The organism is bacterium (assembly GCA_019637795.1).
GTDB lineage: Bacteria > Desulfobacterota > Binatia > HRBIN30 > CADEER01 > JAHBUY01.
Genome location: JAHBUY010000004.1, coordinates 342,416 through 362,439, shown reverse-complemented (window position 1 = coordinate 362,439; position 20,024 = coordinate 342,416). Strand labels below are relative to the sequence as shown.

14 protein-coding genes and 1 pseudogene are annotated in these 20,024 nt (G+C 69.5%); 7 read left to right on the top strand and 8 right to left on the bottom strand.

Annotation, left to right across the window (positions count from 1 at the left end; genetic code table 11):
* The first annotated feature begins 150 nt into the window (after positions 1 to 150).
* Positions 151 to 1,160 (top strand): annotated as a pseudogene (locus KF840_15585) (IS630 family transposase).
* 144 nt (positions 1,161 to 1,304) lie between these two features.
* On the opposite strand, the gene KF840_15580 reads toward KF840_15585, so the two are convergent.
* Positions 1,305 to 2,855, bottom strand: a complete 1,551-nt coding sequence (locus KF840_15580) for an ABC transporter permease subunit (GenBank protein MBX3026329.1) — start codon at positions 2,853 to 2,855, stop codon at positions 1,305 to 1,307.
* Positions 2,852 to 3,592 carry an ATP-binding cassette domain-containing protein gene (locus KF840_15575; GenBank protein ID MBX3026328.1) on the bottom strand — a complete coding sequence of 247 codons (741 nt, stop codon included), beginning with the start codon at positions 3,590 to 3,592 and terminating at the stop codon, positions 2,852 to 2,854. The genes KF840_15580 and KF840_15575 overlap by 4 nt, the downstream gene beginning before the upstream one ends.
* 203 nt (positions 3,593 to 3,795) lie before the next feature.
* On the opposite strand from KF840_15575, the gene egtD reads away from it, so the two are divergent.
* Genes egtD through KF840_15560 form a run of 3 tightly spaced genes read left to right on the top strand, consistent with a single transcriptional unit; the run spans position 3,796 to position 6,540 of the window.
* Positions 3,796 to 4,806: an L-histidine N(alpha)-methyltransferase gene (gene egtD, locus KF840_15570; protein MBX3026327.1), complete on the top strand. Its 1,011-nt coding sequence runs from the start codon at positions 3,796 to 3,798 to the stop codon at positions 4,804 to 4,806.
* 38 nt (positions 4,807 to 4,844) lie between these two features.
* The gene (gene rnd, locus KF840_15565) at positions 4,845 to 6,059 is read left to right on the top strand and encodes a ribonuclease D (GenBank protein MBX3026326.1); all 1,215 of its coding nucleotides are present in this window, start codon (positions 4,845 to 4,847) and stop codon (positions 6,057 to 6,059) included.
* Between the two features lie 16 nt (positions 6,060 to 6,075).
* Positions 6,076 to 6,540, top strand: a complete 465-nt coding sequence (locus KF840_15560) for a VOC family protein (GenBank protein MBX3026325.1) — start codon at positions 6,076 to 6,078, stop codon at positions 6,538 to 6,540.
* 52 nt (positions 6,541 to 6,592) lie between these two features.
* On the opposite strand, the gene KF840_15555 is transcribed toward KF840_15560, so the two are convergent.
* Complete coding sequence (locus KF840_15555) at positions 6,593 to 7,045, bottom strand: DUF721 domain-containing protein (protein ID MBX3026324.1); 453 nt, start codon at positions 7,043 to 7,045, stop codon at positions 6,593 to 6,595.
* Positions 7,046 to 7,189: 144 nt separating this feature from the next.
* Here KF840_15555 and KF840_15550 point away from each other — a divergent pair, with 144 nt between their 5' ends.
* A complete protein-coding gene (locus KF840_15550; GenBank protein MBX3026323.1) occupies positions 7,190 to 9,937 on the top strand; it encodes a vitamin B12-dependent ribonucleotide reductase in 2,748 nt (915 codons plus the stop codon).
* Positions 9,938 to 10,118: 181 nt separating this feature from the next.
* Here the strand turns inward: KF840_15550 and KF840_15545 are convergent, their stop codons facing one another.
* Positions 10,119 to 10,718, bottom strand: a complete 600-nt coding sequence (locus KF840_15545) for a TetR/AcrR family transcriptional regulator (protein ID MBX3026322.1) — start codon at positions 10,716 to 10,718, stop codon at positions 10,119 to 10,121.
* Between the two features lie 133 nt (positions 10,719 to 10,851).
* Here KF840_15545 and KF840_15540 point away from each other — a divergent pair, with 133 nt between their 5' ends.
* Positions 10,852 to 11,658 carry a transglycosylase SLT domain-containing protein gene (locus tag KF840_15540; GenBank protein ID MBX3026321.1) on the top strand — a complete coding sequence of 269 codons (807 nt, stop codon included), beginning with the start codon at positions 10,852 to 10,854 and terminating at the stop codon, positions 11,656 to 11,658.
* A 70-nt stretch (positions 11,659 to 11,728) separates the two neighbouring features.
* Here the strand turns inward: KF840_15540 and clpB are convergent, their stop codons facing one another.
* A complete protein-coding gene (gene clpB, locus KF840_15535; protein MBX3026320.1) occupies positions 11,729 to 14,347 on the bottom strand; it encodes an ATP-dependent chaperone ClpB in 2,619 nt (872 codons plus the stop codon).
* Between the two features lie 186 nt (positions 14,348 to 14,533).
* Here clpB and KF840_15530 point away from each other — a divergent pair, with 186 nt between their 5' ends.
* Positions 14,534 to 14,863, top strand: a complete 330-nt coding sequence (locus KF840_15530; GenBank protein ID MBX3026319.1) for a zf-TFIIB domain-containing protein — start codon at positions 14,534 to 14,536, stop codon at positions 14,861 to 14,863.
* 87 nt (positions 14,864 to 14,950) lie between these two features.
* On the opposite strand, the gene KF840_15525 is transcribed toward KF840_15530, so the two are convergent.
* From KF840_15525 to KF840_15515, 3 genes are all read right to left on the bottom strand, one after another.
* On the bottom strand, positions 14,951 to 16,267 hold the full coding sequence (locus KF840_15525; protein MBX3026318.1) for a DUF1329 domain-containing protein: 1,317 nt from the start codon (positions 16,265 to 16,267) through the stop codon (positions 14,951 to 14,953).
* 61 nt (positions 16,268 to 16,328) lie between these two features.
* Complete coding sequence (locus tag KF840_15520) at positions 16,329 to 18,962, bottom strand: MMPL family transporter (GenBank protein ID MBX3026317.1); 2,634 nt, start codon at positions 18,960 to 18,962, stop codon at positions 16,329 to 16,331.
* Between the two features lie 37 nt (positions 18,963 to 18,999).
* Complete coding sequence (locus KF840_15515) at positions 19,000 to 19,989, bottom strand: hypothetical protein (protein MBX3026316.1); 990 nt, start codon at positions 19,987 to 19,989, stop codon at positions 19,000 to 19,002.
* Between the last annotated feature and the right edge of the window lie 35 nt (positions 19,990 to 20,024).

The following is a 20,024-nucleotide window of genomic DNA, read 5'->3' as shown; positions in this document are numbered from 1 at the left end:
GGGTGACGGGGCTTTGCCCAAGAAAGGTTGCTAGGTTGTTAGTTGTTAGGTTGTTAGTCTCAGAGGCCGTTCAGGCCTAACAACCTAGCAACCTATTGAGTATCGTAAAATATAGTGACATTGAGCGGCGGATGTGATACACGACGATCCATGGGAAATCCGGCGGGGGTGAAGCGGGATTTTGATGAGTTGGAACGGCGGCGACTGGAGGCCGCGCGGTTACTGAAGGCCGGGGTGAAACCGGCCGAGGTGGCGCGGCGGGTGGGCGTCCATCGCCAGTCGGTGAGTCGCTGGGTGCAGCAGTTGGCGACCCACGGGCGGGCCGGGCTGAAGAAGGCGGGGCGCGCGGGGCGCCCACCGCGCCTGACCGCCTCGCAACGCCGCCAGCTCGAACGCGCCCTGCAGCGCGGCCCGGAAGCGCTCGGATACCCCACCGGGTTGTGGACCACCGGGCGCGTCGCGGAGCTGATCGAGCAGGAGTTCGCGGAGCGCTTCCATCCCGGCCACGTCTGGCGCTTGCTCCGGCAGCTCGGGTGGAGCTGCCAGCGGCCGACCGGGCGCGCCCTGGAGCGCGACGAAGCCCGTATCCGCTGGTGGAAACGCGAGCACTGGCCCGCCCTTAAAAAAAAGCCCGCCGCGAGCGGCGCACCATCGTCTTCATCGATGAAAGCGGACTCAGTGAGCGCCCGCACCGCTGTCGGACATGGGCGCCGCGGGGGCAGACCCCGGTCCTCCAGTATCACTTCCACTGGAAGACGCTCTCGGCGATCGCGGGCGTAACGTGGTGGCAGTTCTACTTCCGGCTGTACCCCGGCACGATCAAGAGTCCGGAGATCGTCGACTTCTTGGGCCGTCTCCAACGGGCCCTCCCCGGCAAGCTGCTCATCATCTGGGATGGGCTGCGGCAGCACCGCAGTCGACTGGTGAAGGACTTCATCGCTCGCCAGCGCGGCGCGATTCACCTGGAGTACCTGCCCGCCTACGCGCCGGAGCTGAACCCCGTGGAATACATCTGGGGGTACTGGAAGAAGCATGAGCTGCCCAACTTCTGTCCGAAGGACTTCTCGCAGCTCACCACCGTGGCGCGCCGCGCCTTGCGCCGAATGCAGCGCCGCCCCACGCTGGTGACCGCCTTCTGGCAGCAAGCGGAGCTGTTCTAGATCCCGTCACTATATTCTGCGAGACTCAATAACAACCTGGGGCTGCCTCGCGGGAGCAGCGAATTCTTGGGCAAGGCCGGGTGACGGCTTGCGCGCCTGAGCGCGCACCAACCTGCAACTCCAGCAGCGCGGCGCCGCAAGGCGCTACGCGCCCTTGATCCGCAGGCCTCTCGGCGTCGCGAGCCGCTCGACCGCGTGCAGCCCGAGGTCGACGGCGATCGCCAGCAGCGCCGCGGGCAGTGCGCCGCTCAGCACCAGGTTGACGTCGGTCACCGACAGGCCGGTGACGATGGGGTCGCCGAGGCCGCCGGCGCCGATGAAGGCGGCGAGGGTGGCGGTGCCGACGCTGATGACGGCGGCGGTGCGGATGCCGGCGAGGACCACCGGCGCCGCGAGCGGCAGCTCGACGCGCCACAGCAGGTCGCGCGGCCGCATGCCGACGCCGCGTCCGACCTCGATGAGCAGCGGATCGACGCTGCGCAGCCCGGCGACCGTGTTGCGGAGGATCGGCAGCAGCCCGTAGAGGAACAGCGCCGCGATCGCGGGCGCGGTGCCGATGCCGAACAGCGGCAGCATGAAGGCGAGCAGCGCGATCGACGGGATGGTCTGCAGGATGCCGGCGCTCGCCAGTGCCAGCCCGGCGAGCAGCGGCCGCCGCGAGGCGACGATGCCGAGCGGCAGGCCGATCAGCACGGCGCCGAGCAGCGCCGTGCCGGTGAGCAGCAGGTGCTGGGCGGTGAGCCGGGCGGTGATGGCGCGTCGCTCCCAGAGCACGCCGGCCAGCGTCGTGGCGCGGCGCGTCGGCGCCACCTCGCGCGTTCCCAGCCCGAGCTCGCGCAGGAAGGCGGCGGCCACCTCCTCCGGAGCGCGGCGCTCGATCTCGACGGCGGCGTTGAGGCGGCGCATGGTCGCGGCGTCGATGCGGCCGGCGAGCAGGCGCAGCGCGGCCTCGGCGTCCGGGACGCGGGCGAGGAGATCGGCGCGCGCGAACGGCGCCGCCTGATAGGGCGGGAAGAAGGCGCGGTCGTCGGCCAGCGGCAGCAGGGCCAGGGCGGCGATCTTGGCGTCGGTGGCGTACCCGTCGGCGACGTCGATGTCGCCGTTCGCCAGCGCCTGGTAGGCGAGGTCGTGCTCCATCCCGACGGTGCGGGCCTCGTCGAGGCGGTAGGCGGCGCGCAGCCCGGGCATGCCATCGGGGCGGGCGAGGAACTCGTGCGACAGGCCGTAGCGCAGCGGATGGGCGGCGAGATCGCTGGCCGTGGCGATGCCGAGCGCGGCGGCGCGCGCCGGCCGCATCAGCAGCACGTACGTGTTGTCGAACCCGAACGGGGCCAGCCAGACGAGCCCCTCGCGGCTGCGGAAGGCCTCGCTGACCTCGGCGAACACCGCCGCCGCGGTGGTGGGCGCGTCGGCGGCGCCGAGGATGCTGCGCAGGGCGGTGCCGGTGTACTCCGCGTAGACGTCGATGGCGCCGCTGCGCAGGCCGTCGTAGCAGACCTGGGTGCCGGCGAGGTTGAAGCGGCGCTCGACCACGGCGCCGGCGTGGGTTTCCAGCACCTGGGCCATGAGCTCGCCGAGGATGGCGCTCTCGGTGAACTTCTTGGCGCCGACCACGACCCGCGGCGGGTCCGCGGCGCTGGCGCGCGCCGGCGCCGCGCTCAGCGCGGCGGCGAGCAGCAGCAGGGCGCGGCTCATGGCGGCGCGGCGTCGCGACGGGTGACGAAGGCGGCGACGAACGGCGACGCCGGCGCGCGCCGGATCGCCGAGGGCGTGCCGAGCTGGACCAGACGGCCGTCGTCGAGCACGGCGACGGCATCGGCGAGGCGGAACGCCTCGTCGACATCGTGGGTGACCAGCACCACCGTCTTGGCGAGCCGCGCCTGCAGGGCGCGGAACTCGTCCTGCAGGCGGACGCGGATGAGTGGATCGAGCGCTCCGAACGGCTCGTCCATCAGCAGGATGGCGGGGTCGGCGGCGAGCGCCCGCGCCAGGCCGACGCGCTGGCGCTGGCCACCGCTGAGCTGCGCCGGGTAGCGGTTGGCGAGCGCGTCGTCGAGGCCGAGGAGGGCGAACAACTCGCGCACCCGGGCGCGGCGGCGCGGAGCCGGCCAGCCGAGCAGGCGCGGCACGATGGCGGCGTTGGCGGCCGCCGTCAGGTGCGGAAACAGGCCGGCGTCCTGGACGACGTAGCCGATGCGCCGGCGGAGCAGGACGGGGTCGAGCGCGGCGGCGTCCGCGCCATCGATCCGCACCCGCCCGCTGCTCGGTTCGAGCAGGCGATTGATCAGCTTCAGCAGCGTCGTCTTGCCGCCGCCGGAGGGGCCGAGGAGGGCCAGCGTCGTGCCGCCGGCAATGCGCAGCGAGACCTCGTGCAGGGCGACGTGGCCGCCGGGATAGACCTTGCGCACCTCCTCGATGTCGATGGTCGCCACTGTCGGGCGCGATACTGGATGGACGGTGCGCCTGCAACGGAACGCTCGGGCGCGGCGGGCGCGCGTCCGCCGCGCCGCGCGCTCATGGAAGGTGCGGCCCCGCGTTGACAAGCCGCCAGCCCTGTGTTGCAAAACGTGAACGTCCCGGCGACGGGCTCGCAACCGCCACGGCGCGGGGCCCGACGTCGCTGACGACGAGCGCGATGACGTCCGCGAGCCCCGGCCCCAGCGCCGTCGATCCCCTCCTGCACATCGAGCAGCACCGGGCGCCGCACGTCCTTCGCGAACGCCTCGCGCACGACGTGCGCCGCGGCCTCGTGGGGCGCCCGAAGCGGCTGCCGCCGAAGTACTTTTACGACGATCGCGGCTCGCAACTGTTCGACGCCATCTGCGATCTGCCGGAGTACTATCTGACGCGAACCGAGCACGCGCTGCTGCGGCGCGTGGCGGGCGCGATCATCGCGATGGTGGCGCCGTCGCATCTGATCGAGCTCGGCAGCGGCGCCTCGCGCAAGACGCGCGTCCTGCTCGATGCGCTGCAGCGCGATCAGGCGCGGCCGGTGTACGTGCCGATCGACGTCAGCGGCGGCATCCTGCGGCAGAGCGCGAGCGCGTTGCGCGCCGCCTATCCGCGCCTGCGCGTGCACGGCCTGGTGGCGGATTTCGAGGACGGACTGCCGTCGCTGCCGCGCGGCCGCCGCCTGGTGGCGTATCTCGGCAGCTCGATCGGCAATTTCGAGCCGCCGCACGACGAGCGCCTGTTGGGCTCGATCGCGGCGCGCCTGCAGCCGGGCGACGCGCTGTTGCTCGGGGTGGATCTGGTCAAGGCGGCGGCGACGCTCGAGGCCGCGTACGACGACGCGGCCGGGCTCACGGCGGAGTTCAACCGCAACATCCTGCGGGTGCTGAATCGCGAGCTCGGCGCCGATTTCCGCCCCGACCGCTTCGATCACGTGGCGTTCTTCAATGCCGACGCGGCGCAGGTCGAAATGCACCTGCGGGCGCGCGAGGCGCACGCGGTGTCGATCGCGGCGCTCGACCTGGTGGTGGAGTTCACCGCCGGGGAGACGATCCACACCGAGTGCAGCCGCAAGTTCACGCGCCCCGGCGTCGAGGGGCTGCTGGCGCGGAGCGGGTTCCGCCTCGCGCGCTGGGACGAGTCGCCGGACGCCGCCTTCGCGCTGGCGCTCGGCTGCGTCGGGTCCGTCGCGTGACCGCGGGCGACGGCCGGGAGCACAGGGGGGCAGGGCGGATGAACAGTGGACGCGGGGCGGCGTACGACCTCCCGGTGACGTATGTGGACGACGACGCGGCGCTGCGGCGCGTCTGCGCCCATCTCGCGGCGGCGCCGCGGTTCGCGCTCGATACCGAATTCGTCGGCGAGCGGACCTATGTGCCGGCGCTGGAGCTCATCCAGGTCGCGACTGCCGACGAGGTGGCGTTGATCGACTGCCGGGCGGTGGCGTCGCTGGCGCCGTTCTTCGAGGTGCTCGCGGCGCCCGGCGTCGAGAAGGTGTTCCACGCCGGTCAGCAGGACCTCGATCTCTTCCACAGCCTGACGGGGAGCGCGCCGACGCCGATCCTCGATACGCAGGTGGCGGCCGCGCTCGGCGGTTACGGGGCGCAGGTCGGCTACGCGCAACTCGTGGAACGGCTGCTCGGCGTCAGCGTCGACAAGAGCGAGACGCTCACCGACTGGTCGCGGCGGCCGCTCACCAAGGCGCAGCTCGCGTACGCGGTGGACGACGTCCGCTACCTGCTGCCGGCCTGCGACGCGTTGAAGGCGCGCCTGAGCGAGCTCGGCCGCTGGGCATGGGCGGTCGAGGAGTGCCGGCGGTTGGAGCGCACGGTGCGCAGCATTCCGATGGAGCCCGGCGACGCGTGGCTGCGGGTGCGCGGCCGCGGTTCGCTGCGGGCGCGCGGCCTGGTGGTGCTGAAGGCGCTGGCGGAGTGGCGCGAGGAGATCGCCAGGACGCGCAACAAGCCGCGCGCCAGCATCGTCCGCGACGAGGCGCTGGTGGAGATCGCGCGCAAGGCGCCGATCACCGTCGACGGCCTGCGCGGCCTGCGCGCGGTGCACTCGCGCGACCTCGAGCGGCAGGCCGCCGACGTGGTGGTGCGGATCGCCGCCGCGCTCGATACCCCGAAGGACACCTGGCCGCAGCCGCCGCCTCCGCCGACCGCCACCCCCGCCACCGGCGTCGTCGAGCTGTTGCAGGCGGTGCTGCGGTTGCGTGCCGAGGAGGCCGGGATCGCGCCCACCCTGCTGGCGACCAACGCCGACCTGCAACTGCTGGTGCAACGCCACGCCGCCGGCGCCGCGGCCGAGCTGCCGATCATGCAGGGCTGGCGCCACGCCATCGCCGGCGACGCGCTGATGGCGCTGCTCGAGGGGCGTGCCGCGGTGTCGCTCGACCCGGCGAGCGGCGCGGTGCGGGTGAGCAAGCGGCGCGACGGCGAATCCTGACCGCTTGAGGAGCACGATGGCGATCCTGCGGATGACCCACATCGGCGTCTGCGTCAGCGACCTGGCGCGCGCCACCGCCTTCTATCGCGACGGCCTCGGCTTTCGGCACCGGTCGGAGCTGCGCGTCTGCGGACCGCCGTCGACCACCCTCCTGCGCCTGGCCGACGTGGACCTCGAAGCGGTGTACCTCGAACGTGACGGCACCCGCATCGAGCTGTTGCACTACGTCGTGCCCGGCGCGCTCGGCGATGGCGCGCCGCGGCCGATGAACGGTCGCGGCCTCACCCACCTCTCGTTGCGCGTCGACGATCTGCGCGCGACCCTGCCGGCGCTGCGCGCCCTCGGCGGCCGGGTGCTCGACGAGACGCTGATCGAGATCCCGGAATTCGGCGCCGCCGCGGTGTTCGTCGCCGACCCGGACGGGACGCTCATCGAGCTGGTGCAGGCGCCCGGCGATCCGGAGGCGCCGCCGGGCGGCTGAGCCCGGCGCCCGCGGCGGCGGCGCCCGGCCGGCGCCCGCCGGGATGGCCGGGTCAGCGACGGCCGCGCGTGCGAGCCGCGTCGGCGAGGCGCGCCAGCACGGCGGCGAGCGCGGGGTCGCTCACCTCGGGCAGCGCGATCGGCGCTTCGATCGCGCGCGGTGGTCCCGCAGGCGCCGGCCGGGGGGTGGCGCGGCGCGGCGCCGGGCCGGACACGAAGTAGATGTCGCGGATCAGGTCGGCGCCGAGCCGCTGGTTCAAGCGCCGCCGCAGCTCCTCCTTCATGAACTGCAGCTCCTGCATCCAGGCCGCGCCGGCGACCCGCACGGAGAGCACGCCGTCGCGATACGACGCCGGCTCGGCGCGCGCCGCGACCGCCGGTCCGACCTCGTCGGCCCAGAACGTCCACAGCCGATAGGCGGCCAGCCGGCGCTCGGGATCGATCCGTTGCACCACCTGACGCAGCGCGTCAGCGACGCGGTCGGGGCGATTGCGCGGCCGCGTCATCGACCGATCTCGTCGGCGGGCGAGCCCATCCCTAGTGGAAGAAAAAACTTGACCCCGCTAGATCTTGTGGTATGACGCGTCGCCACGACACGAAGCGAGACGAGATCCCGGGTGCGGCCGGGCAGGTGAGGGGGAGAGGGTCCGATGGCTGAGCGGGCGGCCAAGCGAGAAACGGCGGCAGGGACGGAGACGGTGGCAGCGGCGCCGGCGCGCGAGGGGCTGCGGTTCCAGCGCCACTTCACCAGCCCCGACGTCGCGCCCTTCGACGCCGTCGCCTGGGAGCGGCGCAGCGCCGTCATCCAGGATGAGAAGGGGCGGGTGGTCTTCGAGCAGCACGACGTCGAGATCCCCGCCGCCTGGTCGCAGTTGGCCACCAACGTCGTCGTGTCGAAGTACTTCCGCGGCGCCATCGGCAGCCCGGAGCGCGAGAGCAGCGTGCGCCAGATGATCGGCCGCGTCGTGCGAACCATCCGCGGCTGGGGCGAGGCGCAGGGATACTTCGCCACGCCGGCGGACGCCGAGATCTTCGCCGACGAGCTCACGCACCTGCTCCTGGAGCAGAAGGCCTCGTTCAACAGCCCGGTCTGGTTCAACGTCGGCATCGAGGCCCACCCGCAGTGCTCGGCCTGCTTCATCCTGTCGGTCGAGGACACCATGGAATCGATCCTCGGCTGGTACCGGAACGAGGGGATCATCTTCAAGGGCGGATCCGGCGCGGGAGTCAACCTGTCGCGCATCCGCTCCTCGAGGGAGCGCCTGGCGGGTGGCGGCACGGCGTCGGGTCCGGTGTCCTTCATGCGCGCCGCCGACGCATCGGCGGGCGTCATCAAGTCGGGCGGCAAGACCCGCCGGGCGGCGAAGATGGTGATCATCAACGCCGACCACCCCGACGTGATGGAGTTCGTGCGCTGCAAGGAGGAGGAGGAGAAGAAGGCCTGGGCGCTGATCGACGCGGGCTACGACGCCTCGCTCGACGGGCCGGCCTACGGCTCGGTCTTCTTCCAGAACGCCAACAACTCGGTCCGGGCGACCGACGAGTTCATGCAGGCGGCGGTCGAGAACAAGCCGTGGCAGACGCGCTTCGTGCTCGACGGCCAGGTGTGCGAGACCATGCCGGCGCGCGAGCTGCTGCGCGCCATCGCCGAGGCGACCCACGTCTGCGGCGATCCCGGCATGCAGTTCGACACCACCATCAACGGCTGGAACACCTGCGCCAATACCGGCCGCATCAACGCCTCGAATCCGTGCTCCGAGTACATGCACCTCGACAACTCGGCGTGCAATCTGGCGTCGCTGAACCTGCTCAAGTTCCTGGGCGACGCCGGCGAGTTCGACGTCGAGGGGTTCCGCCACGCGGTGGACCTGCTGATCACGGCGCAGGACATCGTGGTCGACAATTCGAGCTACCCGACCGAGGCGATCGGCGCCAACGCCCGCGCCTTCCGCGAGCTCGGGCTCGGGTACGCCAATCTCGGCGCGGTGCTGATGTCGCTCGGCCTCCCGTACGACTCGGAGGGTGGTCGCCAGTACGCCGCTGCGATCACGGCGCTGATGTGCGGCGAGGCCTACCTGCAGTCGGCGCGCATCAGTGGCCAGCTCGGGCCGTTCGCCGGCTACGCCGTGAATCGCGAGCCGATGCTCGGCGTCATCGCCAAGCACCGGAGCTGCACCCACAAGCTCGATCCGTCGCTGGTGCCGCTCGAGCTGCTGACGGCGGCGCGCGCGGTGTGGGACGAGGCCTACGCGGCCGGCCGCGAACACGGCATCCGCAACTCGCAGGCGACGGTGCTGGCGCCGACCGGCACGATCGCCTTCATGATGGATTGCGACACCACCGGGGTCGAGCCCGACATCGCCCTGGTGAAGTACAAGAAGCTGGTCGGCGGCGGCATGCTGAAGATCGTCAACACGACGGTGCCGCGGGCGCTGAAGCGGCTCGGCTACGAGTCGAAAGAGGTGCAGGAGATCGTCGAGTACATCGACGAGCATGACACCATCGAGGGAGCGCCGAACCTGAAGGACGAGCACCTGCCGGTGTTCGACTGCGCCTTCAAGGCGGCGCGCGGCCAGCGCTCGATCCACTATCTGGGCCACCTGCGGATGATGGGCGCGGTGCAGCCGTTCATCTCGGGCGCGATCTCGAAGACCATCAACATGCCGCACGAGGCGACGGTCGACGAGATCATGGAGGCGTACATCGCCGCCTGGAAGTTGGGCGTGAAGGCGGTGGCGATCTATCGCGACGGCTGCAAGCGGACGCAGCCGCTGAACACGGCGAGGAGCGAGAAGACGCTCGAGGTGGCGGCGCCGGTGGTCGAGGCACGACCGGTGCGCCGGCGGTTGCCGCAGGACTGCCGCTCGGTGCGGCACAAGTTCGACATCGCCGGCCACGAGGGCTACATCCACGTCGGCCTGTTCGAGGACGGCAGCCCGGGCGAACTGTTCATCAAGATCGCCAAGGAGGGCAGCACCATCTCCGGGCTGATGGATACCATCGGAATCCTGACCTCGATGGCGCTGCAGTACGGCGTGCCGCTCGACGTGCTGGTGAGCAAGTTCAGCCACGTTCGCTTCGAGCCGTCGGGGTTCACCAAGAATCCCGAGATCCCGCTCGCCAAGTCGCTGATCGACTACATCTTCCGCTTCCTCGGGGCGAAGTTCCTCAATCCCGAGCAGCGCGAGGCGGTGGGGTTGGCGCTGCCGGATCGCGGCGATTCGACGGCGGAGCGGATGTCCGCGGCGCCGGCGCCGGTCGGCGATCACGTCGTCGACGGGCTGGGTTTCAGCCCGCAGTCGGACGCGCCGAGCTGCGCCGACTGCGGCTCGATCATGATTCGCAACGGCAGTTGCTACAAATGCCTCAACTGTGGCGCGACGAGCGGTTGCTCGTGACGGGCGCCGGCTGAGGCCGGGCAAGACCTGGGAAGCGCTGGCACGTGGTGGTGCGGTGGTGTGGAGCTTCCCGGAGGTGGTGGGGTGGTGTGGCCGGTGGGAGCCGGCGCGGGGCGCCTTCGGGCGCCCCGCGGAGGTGGAACTCTCGCCCCACGCTCGCGGCCTCTATAGGACCTAACCCTCAGGCGATCAAGCGTCGAAAGACGGTCTGCTTGAGATGATCCATCAGCGCCGCTGATTCGTCCTGCTCCCGCATCAGTTGCTCGATCAGGATGCCGGCGAGCGACACGAGGATCAGCGAGGCGTCGAGGCGGGGATTGACGTCGGCCCGGAAGATCCCGCGGGCCCGGCCGCGCTCGATGATGTCGGCCAGCACGCTGCGGAACAGCTCGTAGAGGTCGCTGATCCTGCCGATGACGTCGTCGCGCTTGGGCTCGGGGCGGATCAGCAGGCCGAACAGGAAGCGCACCGAGTAGACGTTGCCGCGGACGAACTCGAAGAAGCGGTCCATCAGCAGCTCGATCTGGGCGCGTTCGTCGAGGCCCTCGAGGTCCTCGAGATCGAGGTGATACGGCTCGAGCGTGCGCCCGAGCGCGGCGCGGAACAGCGCCTCCTTGGAATCGAAGTGCCAGAGGACGAGCGCTTTGCTGACCTGCGCCTCGCGCGCCACCTGAGAGAGCGGGGTGTGTTCATAGCCGTTCTCGGAGAAGAGGCGGGCGGCGGTGGCGAGGATCCGATCGCGCGTCTGGAGTCCCTGGTCTCCGTGTGCCTGCTCGACCATCCCAGGCGAAGCTACGGGGAAAGCGCGGCGTGTGTCAATTTGCGCCGCCTGCCGCGGCATCGCTCGCGCGCCCCCGCGCGCAAGGGGCGCGCGACTTGCCGCCGCGAGAGGGCTTGGGCAGAGTACGGGCTCGATGGGGGTCCGGTTCTACATCGGCTGCGCCGTGACGGCCTGGGTGGGAGCGCTCGTGGCGATCGGCGTCGGCCACCGCATGGTCCATGACGTCGCCGCGTCCGCAGCGACGCCCGAGGTCGATGCGGCGCCGGCCGGCGTGATCGCCGCCGCCCCGAGCGGACCGCGCTGGTCGGTGCAGATCGACGGCTGGACGATCAAGGTCGACGAGGTCGTCAAGCAGGCGATTCCCGAGCTCGAGCCCGAGTACGTGCGGCCGGTGCTCTCGTCGTACGATGAAATGATCGCCCGCCACGCGGAGGCGGCCGGGCTCGATTGGCGGTTCGTCTCGGCGGTGATCTACGAGGAGTCGCGCTTCGATGCCGACAGCCGCAGCTCCGCCGGCGCGGTGGGGTTGATGCAGGTGATGCCGGCGGCGGCCGAGGACGTCGGCGAGCTGCGCTTCCACGAGCCCGAGGCCAACGTGCGGACCGGCGTGCGCTACCTGCAGCGCCTGGTGCGGGAGTACGCGGCGGCGCCGGAGCGCGACCGCCTGGCGCTGATGCTGGCGGCGTACAACATGGGCATGGGGCACGTCCGCGACGCCCAGGAGCTGGCGCGCCGCTTCGGCTACGATCCGCTGCGCTGGGACGGGGCGATGGACGTCATGGTCGGCCTGCTCGAGGAGCCGCAGGTGGCGTCGGCGACGCGCCACGGCTTCGCCCAGGGGCGCGCGGTGGTCGGGTACGTCGAGCGGATCCTCAATCGCTACGCCAGCTACCGGCGGACGCTGCCGGCGGTGATGCCGGCCAACCTCGCGACCGGGTGAGCGCGGGCGGAATCGCGGATCTCACGGGCGAGGGGCGTCCCGGCCGCGAGATCCGCGCTGCCCGCTCGGTTCATGCCGCGCTCGGGAGCGGTTCGGAGGAGAAGCGGAGCTCGCCGTGCTCGGCGTCGACCGCGACGCGGCTGTGGTCGCGGATCTCCCCGGCGATGATGCGACGGCCGAGGGTGGTCTCGAGCTCGCGCTGCAGCAGGCGCTTGAGGGGCCGGGCGCCGTAGACCGGATCGTAGCCGACGGTGGCGAAGTGCTCGAGCGCCCGATCGGTGAGCGTGAGCTCGATCGCGCGCTCCGCCAGGCGGGTGCGCAGTCGCGCCAACTGGATCTCGACGATGCGCTTGAGTTGCTCGCGGCTGAGGGCCTGGAAGACCACGATCTCGTCGACGCGGTTGAGGAACTCGGGCCGGAACTGCTGCCGCAGCGCCTCCAGCACTTCCTCGCGCATCCGTTCGTGCGCCTGCGGGTCGGCGCCGCCGCGGTAGCCGAGGATGATCGGGCTGCCGACGTTGGAGGTCATGATCACGACCGTGTTCTTGAAGTCCACCGTGCGGCCCTGGCCGTCGGTGAGCCGGCCGTCGTCGAGGATCTGCAGCAGGACGTTGAACACGTCGTGATGGGCCTTCTCGATCTCATCGAACAGGATGACGCTGTACGGCCGGCGGCGAACCGCCTCGGTGAGCTGGCCGCCCTCCTCGTAGCCGACGTAGCCCGGCGGGGCGCCGATCAGCCGGGCGACGGTGTGCTTCTCCATGTATTCCGACATGTCGAGGCGGATCATCGCGCCCTCGTCGTCGAACATGCACTCGGCGAGCGCGCGCGCGACCTCCGTCTTGCCGACGCCGGTCGGCCCCAGGAAGATGAACGAGCCGATCGGGCGGTTGGGATCCTTCAGTCCGGAGCGGGCGCGGATGACGGCGTCGGCGACGGCGCGCACCGCCTCATCCTGGCCGATGACCCGCTGGTGCAACTGCGCCTCGAGCTGCAGGAGCTTCTGCACCTCACCCTCCATGAGACGGCTGACGGGAATGCCGGTCCAGCGTGCCACCACCTCGGCGATGTCCTCCTCGTCGACCTCCTCCTTCATCAGCCGGCTGGCGCCGCCCGCCTGCAGCCGCTGCTCCTCGGCGGCGAGCTGCTTCTCGAGCTCGATCACCTTGCCGTACTTGAGCTCGGCGGCGCGGTTGAGGTCGTAGCTCCGCTCCGCCTGGTCGATTTCCTGCTTGGTGTTCTCGATCGCCTCGCGGATCGAGCGCAGCTTGCCGATCGCCTCCTTCTCCTGCTGCCAGCGGGCGCGCAGGCCGTCGGTCTCCTCGCGCAGCTCGGCCAGCTCCTTCTCCAGCTTGGCGAGCCGGTCGCGCGACGCGGCATCGGTCTCCTTCTTGAGCGCCTCGCGCTCGATTTCGAGCTGCATGACGCGGCGCGAGGCCTCGTCGAGCTCGGCGGGCATCGAATCGTTCTCGGTGCGCAGCTTGGCGGCCGCCTCATCGACCAGATCGATCGCCTTGTCGGGCAGGAAGCGATCGGTGATGTAGCGGTGCGAGAGCGTCGCCGCCCCGACGATGGCGCTGTCCTTGATGCGCACGCCGTGGTGGATCTCGTAGCGCTCGCGGAGGCCGCGGAGGATCGAGATCGTGTCCTCGACGGTCGGCTCATCCACCAGCACGGGCTGGAAGCGCCGTTCCAGGGCGGCGTCCTTCTCGATGTGCTTGCGGTACTCGTCGAGGGTGGTGGCGCCGATGCAGTGCAGCTCGCCGCGCGCCAGCATGGGCTTCAGCAGGTTGCCCGCGTCCATGGCGCCCTCGGCGGCGCCGGCGCCGACGACCGTATGCAGCTCGTCGATGAACAGAATCACCTCGCCAGCGGCGTCCTGGACCTCCTTCAACACCGCCTTGAGACGCTCCTCGAACTCGCCGCGGAACTTGGCGCCGGCGATCAGCGCGCCCATGTCGAGCGCGACCAGGCGGCGATCCTTCAGGCCCTCGGGCACGTCCTTGCGGACGATACGGTGGGCGAGGCCCTCGACGATGGCGGTCTTGCCGACGCCGGGCTCGCCGATGAGCACCGGGTTGTTCTTGGTGCGGCGGGACAGGACCTGGATGACGCGGCGGATCTCCTCGTCGCGGCCGATCACCGGATCGACCTTGCCGAGCGCGGCCAGCTTGGTCAGATCGCGCCCGTACTTCTCGAGCGCCTGGTAGGTGCCCTCGGGATTCTGGCTGGTCACCCGCTGGCTGCCGCGCACTTTCTGCAGGGCGCTCATCAGGGCGTCGCGGGTGAGGCGCTGCTCACGGAACAGACGCCCGGTCGCTCCGCCGTCGGCCTGGGCTGCGAGGATCAGATGCTCGACGCTGACGTAATCGTCCTTCAGCGCCGTGGCCTCGTCCTCGGCCTTGGTCATGAGTTGGCTCAACCGCTGGGTGACGAATACCTGGTCCGGCCGGGCGGCCGGGCCGCTCACCTTGGGCAGGCGGTCGACCTCCTGCTGGAGGCGCGCCTGCAGAGCGCTCGGATCGGCCCCGGCGGCCTGCAGCAGCGCCCCGGCGATGCCCTCGCGCTGCTGGAGCAGGGCGAGGAGCAGGTGCTCCACGTCGACGCCCTGGTTGCCGGCCCGAGTCGCGAGTCCCTGGGCGTCGCGTATCGCTTCCTGCGACCGTTCGGTCAGGCGGTTGAGATTCATGGGCTCCTTCTTGGTGCGGCGGATTGTCGACCGGCTGCACAAATCGACGCGGCGATGGTAAGCACGAAGTGCACCGGCGCAACGCCGCGGGCGAGAATCGGCTGGGCGACAGGGTCGCTCTGACCTGCTACACGATCTCGATGTCCGGCGGGCAGCGGCGCCGACGATCAGGAAGGAGCGAGGACGATGGCGGACACTGAGCGGGACCGGTTCGGCGACAAGCTCCGGGACCGGCAGAAGGGGCAGGAAGACGACTACTTCGGCCGGCGCGACCGAGAGCTGCTGGAGAAGATGCGGCAGCAGCGCCGGCAGGCACTGCAGAAGCCGACGGCGACCATGCAGTGCCCGCGCTGCCACTCGGAGCTCGTGGAGCGGGTGCACCACGACGTGACCGTGGACGAGTGCCCGAGTTGCGGCGGCCTCTGGCTCGACAAGGGGGAATTCGAGCTCATCGCCGGGCGGGAGCAGGAGGGCTACTTCGGCCGCCTGCTCCGGGAGCGGCTGAGCGGCGGCTGAGCGGTTCGCGGTCGGCCAAAAAGACAGAGGGGGCGGATCACTCCGCCCCCTCTTCTTTTTCCGTGAGGCGCTGGTCGCGCTCCTGGATCAGTCGGAGATGTGGGTCAGGGTGCGCAGCGAGAAGTAGTCGTCCGGATAGTCGCGCTCGATGAACTGCGAGCTGTACCGGCCGGCCAGGCAGGCGCGGTTGGTCTTGTCGTTCACGCCCACCACCATGTTCGGGGTGACGGCGGTGAACGTGCCATCGTCGTTCTTGGAGAAGTGGTAGGCGCACATGGCGTTGTAGAAGTACTCGCCGGCGCGGTTGTGCACCAGCTTCCAGTAGATCCGGTACATGTCCTTGTCCATGTACATGATCACCTTGCCGAAGTTGTAGTACGGGTCGGTCGACTCGCCCTCGAGCACGTAGACCGGGCGCGGCACCAGCACCAGGTTGTCGACCACCAGCCAGGGGATGCCCTTGGCGCCCGGCGTCTCGTAGGCGCCCTTGAAGTAGGGGATCTCGACCTCGAAGCGGCTCGGCGAGCTGGTCTTCTTCTGCGCCAGCGGCTTCGGGCTCAGGAGCGGCGCCAGGATGTTCTGCTCGCCGATGACCTTCCACTTGTAGTACTCGACCTTGCCGCCGTAGCAGTTGAGGTCGTCGGCGAAGATGTCGAGGCCGGCGACGGGATCGGAGCGGGTGGCGGCGTTGACGCGGCGGACGCGGCGGGTGGCGGGGACGTAGAACCACGACTTGTCCTGCGAGTCCCAGTCGTTGACGCGCTTGGTCAGGCCGCCGACGCCGTCGACGTCCTGCGGTTCGAGGACGTTGGAGAGCGACGTCGCCCGCAGCCCCTCCGGGTTCTCGATCGGCCCGCCGTGGCGGCCGAGGAACGCCATGGTGTGCAGCCACAGCTTGATGCGCTTGAACTCGCCACTGGTGTCGATGCCGTTGAGCGTGAACGTGGCGCCCTGGCCCTCGCCCATCGAGTTGGCGGCGTCGAAATTCCACGCCATCTTGCACGCGGCGAGCGGTTCCTTCGGGTCGATCTTCGGGAAGGGGTAGCCGAAGTAGAAGTCAGGCACCTTGCCGGTCTTCACGTCCTTGAGACCGCAGGTATTGGGATCGAGGTCGAACTTGCCGGCATTGGCCTCGCTCGCGTCCCAGAACTTCTGCGAGTAATTGTGCTTGAACTGATCGGGGTCGACGGGGACGACCTTGTACCAGTAGTCGCCCTTTTTGACCCGCTCGAGCACCACCGGCGGCAGCATGCCCTCGGCCTGCTGCCAGTTGTTGCTGTCGAGGATCCACTCCTTGCCGTCGGCGCCGGCATCCGCCGCGCCGGCGCTCGGCGTGCAGGGCGCGAGCGCAGCCAGGCCGGCCAGGAACGCCGCGGTCGCTGCGATCTGTCGTGAATAACGCATTGAGACTGCCTCCTTGGGGTCGGTCGGTCCGCCGTTCGTGTGATGCGGGACGAGGGCGCGGCTAGCGGTCGGTGGTCAGCGACCGCGTCGCGGCGCGCGCCTGCTCGGTCGACATGATGGTGCGGGGCACGCGGTCGAGCAGGAAGGCCGGGCGGATCACCTTCACCAGCGCCGGCACCACGATCAGGGCGCCGAACTTGTTGAAGGTCATCAGCAGCGTGAGCAGCAGGCCCATCTCGGCCAGGAACTTGAGGTCGGACAGGTAGAAGAAGCCGGTGCCCGCGATCATCGTCGTGCCGGTGAAGATGATCGCCTTGCCGGTGGTGGCGGTGGCGTAGTCCACCGCCTCGTCGAGGTCGCCGACCTCGTCGTAGGCGTCGATCATGCGACTGAAGTGATAGATGCCGTAATCGACGCCGACGCCGGCGCCGGCGGCCGCGATGGGGAGCGAGTTCACGTTCAGGTCGATCTTCAACCACACCATCATCGCTTCCGAGGCGAGCTGCGAGAGCACCACCGGAATCATCAGCAGGCCGGCGGCGACGAACGAGCCGTAGGTGAGGTAGAGGCAGATGAACACCAGGATGAAGATCAGGGTGAGGTTGGTCCAGTACGAGTTCTCGACCGCCTCGTTCACCGCCGCGAGGATGCCGAAGATGCCGCCGGCGAACTTGAACTCGACCCGGCTGTCCTTGCCGGCGCCGAAGCGCTTCCCGTAGTCGATCGAGTTGGCGATGATGTCGTGCGAGTAGCCGCGGAAGAGCGTCATCACGGTGCCGTAGCGGCCGGAGGGATCCATGAAGCGGTCGAGGTCGCCGGCCGACGCCGAGCTGGTGAAGACGTAGAAGAGCTGGCCGATCTCCTTCGGGCTCTCGGGGATGAGGCCCCACTTGGGATCGCCATCGTGATAGAGCTGCGCCAGTCGCTTCACGACGTCGATGATGGTGAGCGAGCCGCTCGCGCCCTCCGCCCCCTGCATGTAGTCGGAGAACTCTTCGATCTCGCTCAACGTCGCGGCGTTCTTGATGCCGTCCGGCTGCTTGGTGTCGGCGATGACGATCAACTGGCTGGCGCCGAGGAACTTGTCGTTCAGCTTGTGGTAGCCGACGTTGTACGGGTGGTCCGGGAACAACAGCGCCGAGCCCGGGGTCATGTCGCCGACCTTCAGCGTCCAGCCCCAGATCGGGAAGATGATGAACAGCGCGATAGTGAGCGCCACCACGTACCAGCGGCGCGCGCCCTCGGTGGCGATGATCGTCCAGCGCGACCAGGCCACGTAGGCGCGATCGCCGTAGTGCAGCCAGTACCAGGCCAGGCCTGGGGAGATGATGAGGAAGGCGATGAAGGCGTTCGGGACGAGGCCGTGGTGGGTGGCGCCGTAGGCGGCGGCGACCAGCCCCCACAGGATGACGCGCGCCCACCAGATGTTCATCGGCACCTTCCGCGCCGCCGGGTTCTCGTGCGACTGCGGCGGAGGGTCGATGTACGACAGCAGGATCGGGTGCAGGGTGACGACGCTGATGAAGATCGACACGATCCAGAAGCTGGCGAAGATGGCCACCTTCTGGATCAGCGGGATCGGCGCCACGGCGACCACCAGCAGGCCGATGCCGTCGGTGATGATGCCCGACATCGCCGGCTGGAAGAGGTGCGAGTAGGAGACGATGATCGCCTCCTGTTTGTCGTGCAGCCGGTAGTACTCCTCGTGGTAGCGGTCCATCGATTGGACCGAGTGGCTGAGCGCGCGGGCCGTGAGGAAGATCGGGATCACCAGCACCAGCGGGTCGAAGTTGAACCCGAGCACGGCGGCGAAGCCGAGGCCCCAGACGCTCGACAGGATGCCGGAGAGGATCGGCACCCAGATGCCGGTCCAGGTGCGGAAGTAGGTGTAGAGCAGGAAGGCGAGGGTGATGAAGGTGAGGCCGAAGATCCAGAGCAACTGGTTCAGGTACTGCAGCACCGACGTGTACAGCCAGGGCAGGCCGGTGATGTAGATGGTGTGGTTGGCGTCGTCCTCCTCCGCCTTGAGCTGCATCAGGCTCGAGTAGAGGTCGCGGAAATCGAGCGCCTCTTCCCAGAAGCCGGCGTGGACGACGGCGGCCGTGTCGTCGAGCGAGGTGAACACGCCGCGCACGCCCTTGGTGGAGTAGACCGCGAACTTGACCCGGTCGGCGTCCTCCTGCGTCTTCGGCACCTCGGGGTAGAAGAGCTCGCGGATCTGCAGCGCCCCCTCGCGGGCGGTGATGCTCTTCACCTTCGGGTGGGCGATCGACAGGATCTGGTAGGGGACGACGCCCTTGAGCAGCGTGACCTTCTTGGTGATGCGGTCGATCTTCTGCAGCGTCTCCGGATTGTAGATGTCCCCGTTCTTGGTCTCGACGATCACCGAGAGGATGTTCGCGCTGCCGAACATCCGTTTGAAGTCGGTGTAGATCTTGATGTACGGGTTCGGCCCCGGCTTCACGACCGACGGCACGAAGCAACTGAAGCCGCTCTTGCCCGACTCGCGGCACTCGGAGAACGCGTCGGCGAAGGTGCGGTACTTCGGATAGAAATCGAGGAAGTCCGTGTGCACGCGCATCTTCGTCAGGAAGAAGCAGAAGAGCGCCGTGAACAGGATGATCGCGATCGTCACGCTGCCGCGGAACTTGAGCAGGAACTTCAGGTAGGCTTCGATCCAACGCTGCGGAATCATGCGAGACCTCCGATGACGTGGTCGCTTCGGGACGTCATCACGAACCCGCGCGCTCTCTGTACTGATCGCCCTGGGTGGTGAGGATCAGGCCCTCGCTGCCGACGATGATGCCGGCGGTGCTCGGCGTCAGGCCGATGCCGCGGAACCAGTTGCCGGCGAGCTTGATCGGCAGCTCGACCATCTGCCAGCTTTCCCCGCCGTCGGTGGTGCGCAACAGCAGGCCGCTGTCGCCGATGACCCAGCCGACCTTGCCCTGCACCGCCACGTCGTAGAGGCCGAGCACGAATCCCTTGGGGCCCGGCACCGTCACCTGCTTCCAGGTGGCGCCCCCGTCACTGGTGCGCAGGAGCACCTGCTCGATGCCGGTGGCGAAGCCGTGGCTGGCGTCGGTGAACTGGACGCCGAACAGCGTCGTTTCGACCGGTCCCTTCTGCGCGTGCCAGGTCTTGCCGCCGTCGCTGGTGGCGAGGATGACGCCGAACTCGCCCACCGCCCAACCCTGCTCGGGGGTCGGGAAGTCGACGTCGTAGAGCAGGATGTCGCCCGGTTCGACGATCTCGGCGACGTCCTCGGGCAGCGCGATGTCGCTCGGCAGCGGGATCCTCGTCCAGGTCTGGCCGCCGTCCTCGGTGCGCACCATGGTGCCGAAATCGCCGACCGCGACGCCCACCTGCGGCGTCGCGAAGTGGACGCTCAGCAGGTCGCGCTTCACGCCGGTGTCGAGCGTCTCCCACGTCTTGCCCTTGTCGCGGCTGCGCATCGCCAGCCCCTTCTGGCCGGTGACGATGACGGAGCCGTCGCCCAGGCAGGCGACCGAGAGGAACGCCGCTTTGGTGCCGGCGTCCGAGCGGGAGAAGGTCTTGCCCCCGTCGGTGGTGTGGTAGATGCGGCCCAACTCGCCCACCACCCAGCCGTCCTCGTCGGACGAGAAGCAGGTGGAGAACAGGTTCTGGCGGATGTCGCCGGGCGCGACGGTTTCCTCGCCGCGGGCCGGCGCCGCCAGGGCGCACCACACCGCCGCGAGCACGAAAAGCCTAGAATGTCGGGGAATCACCTGTGCCT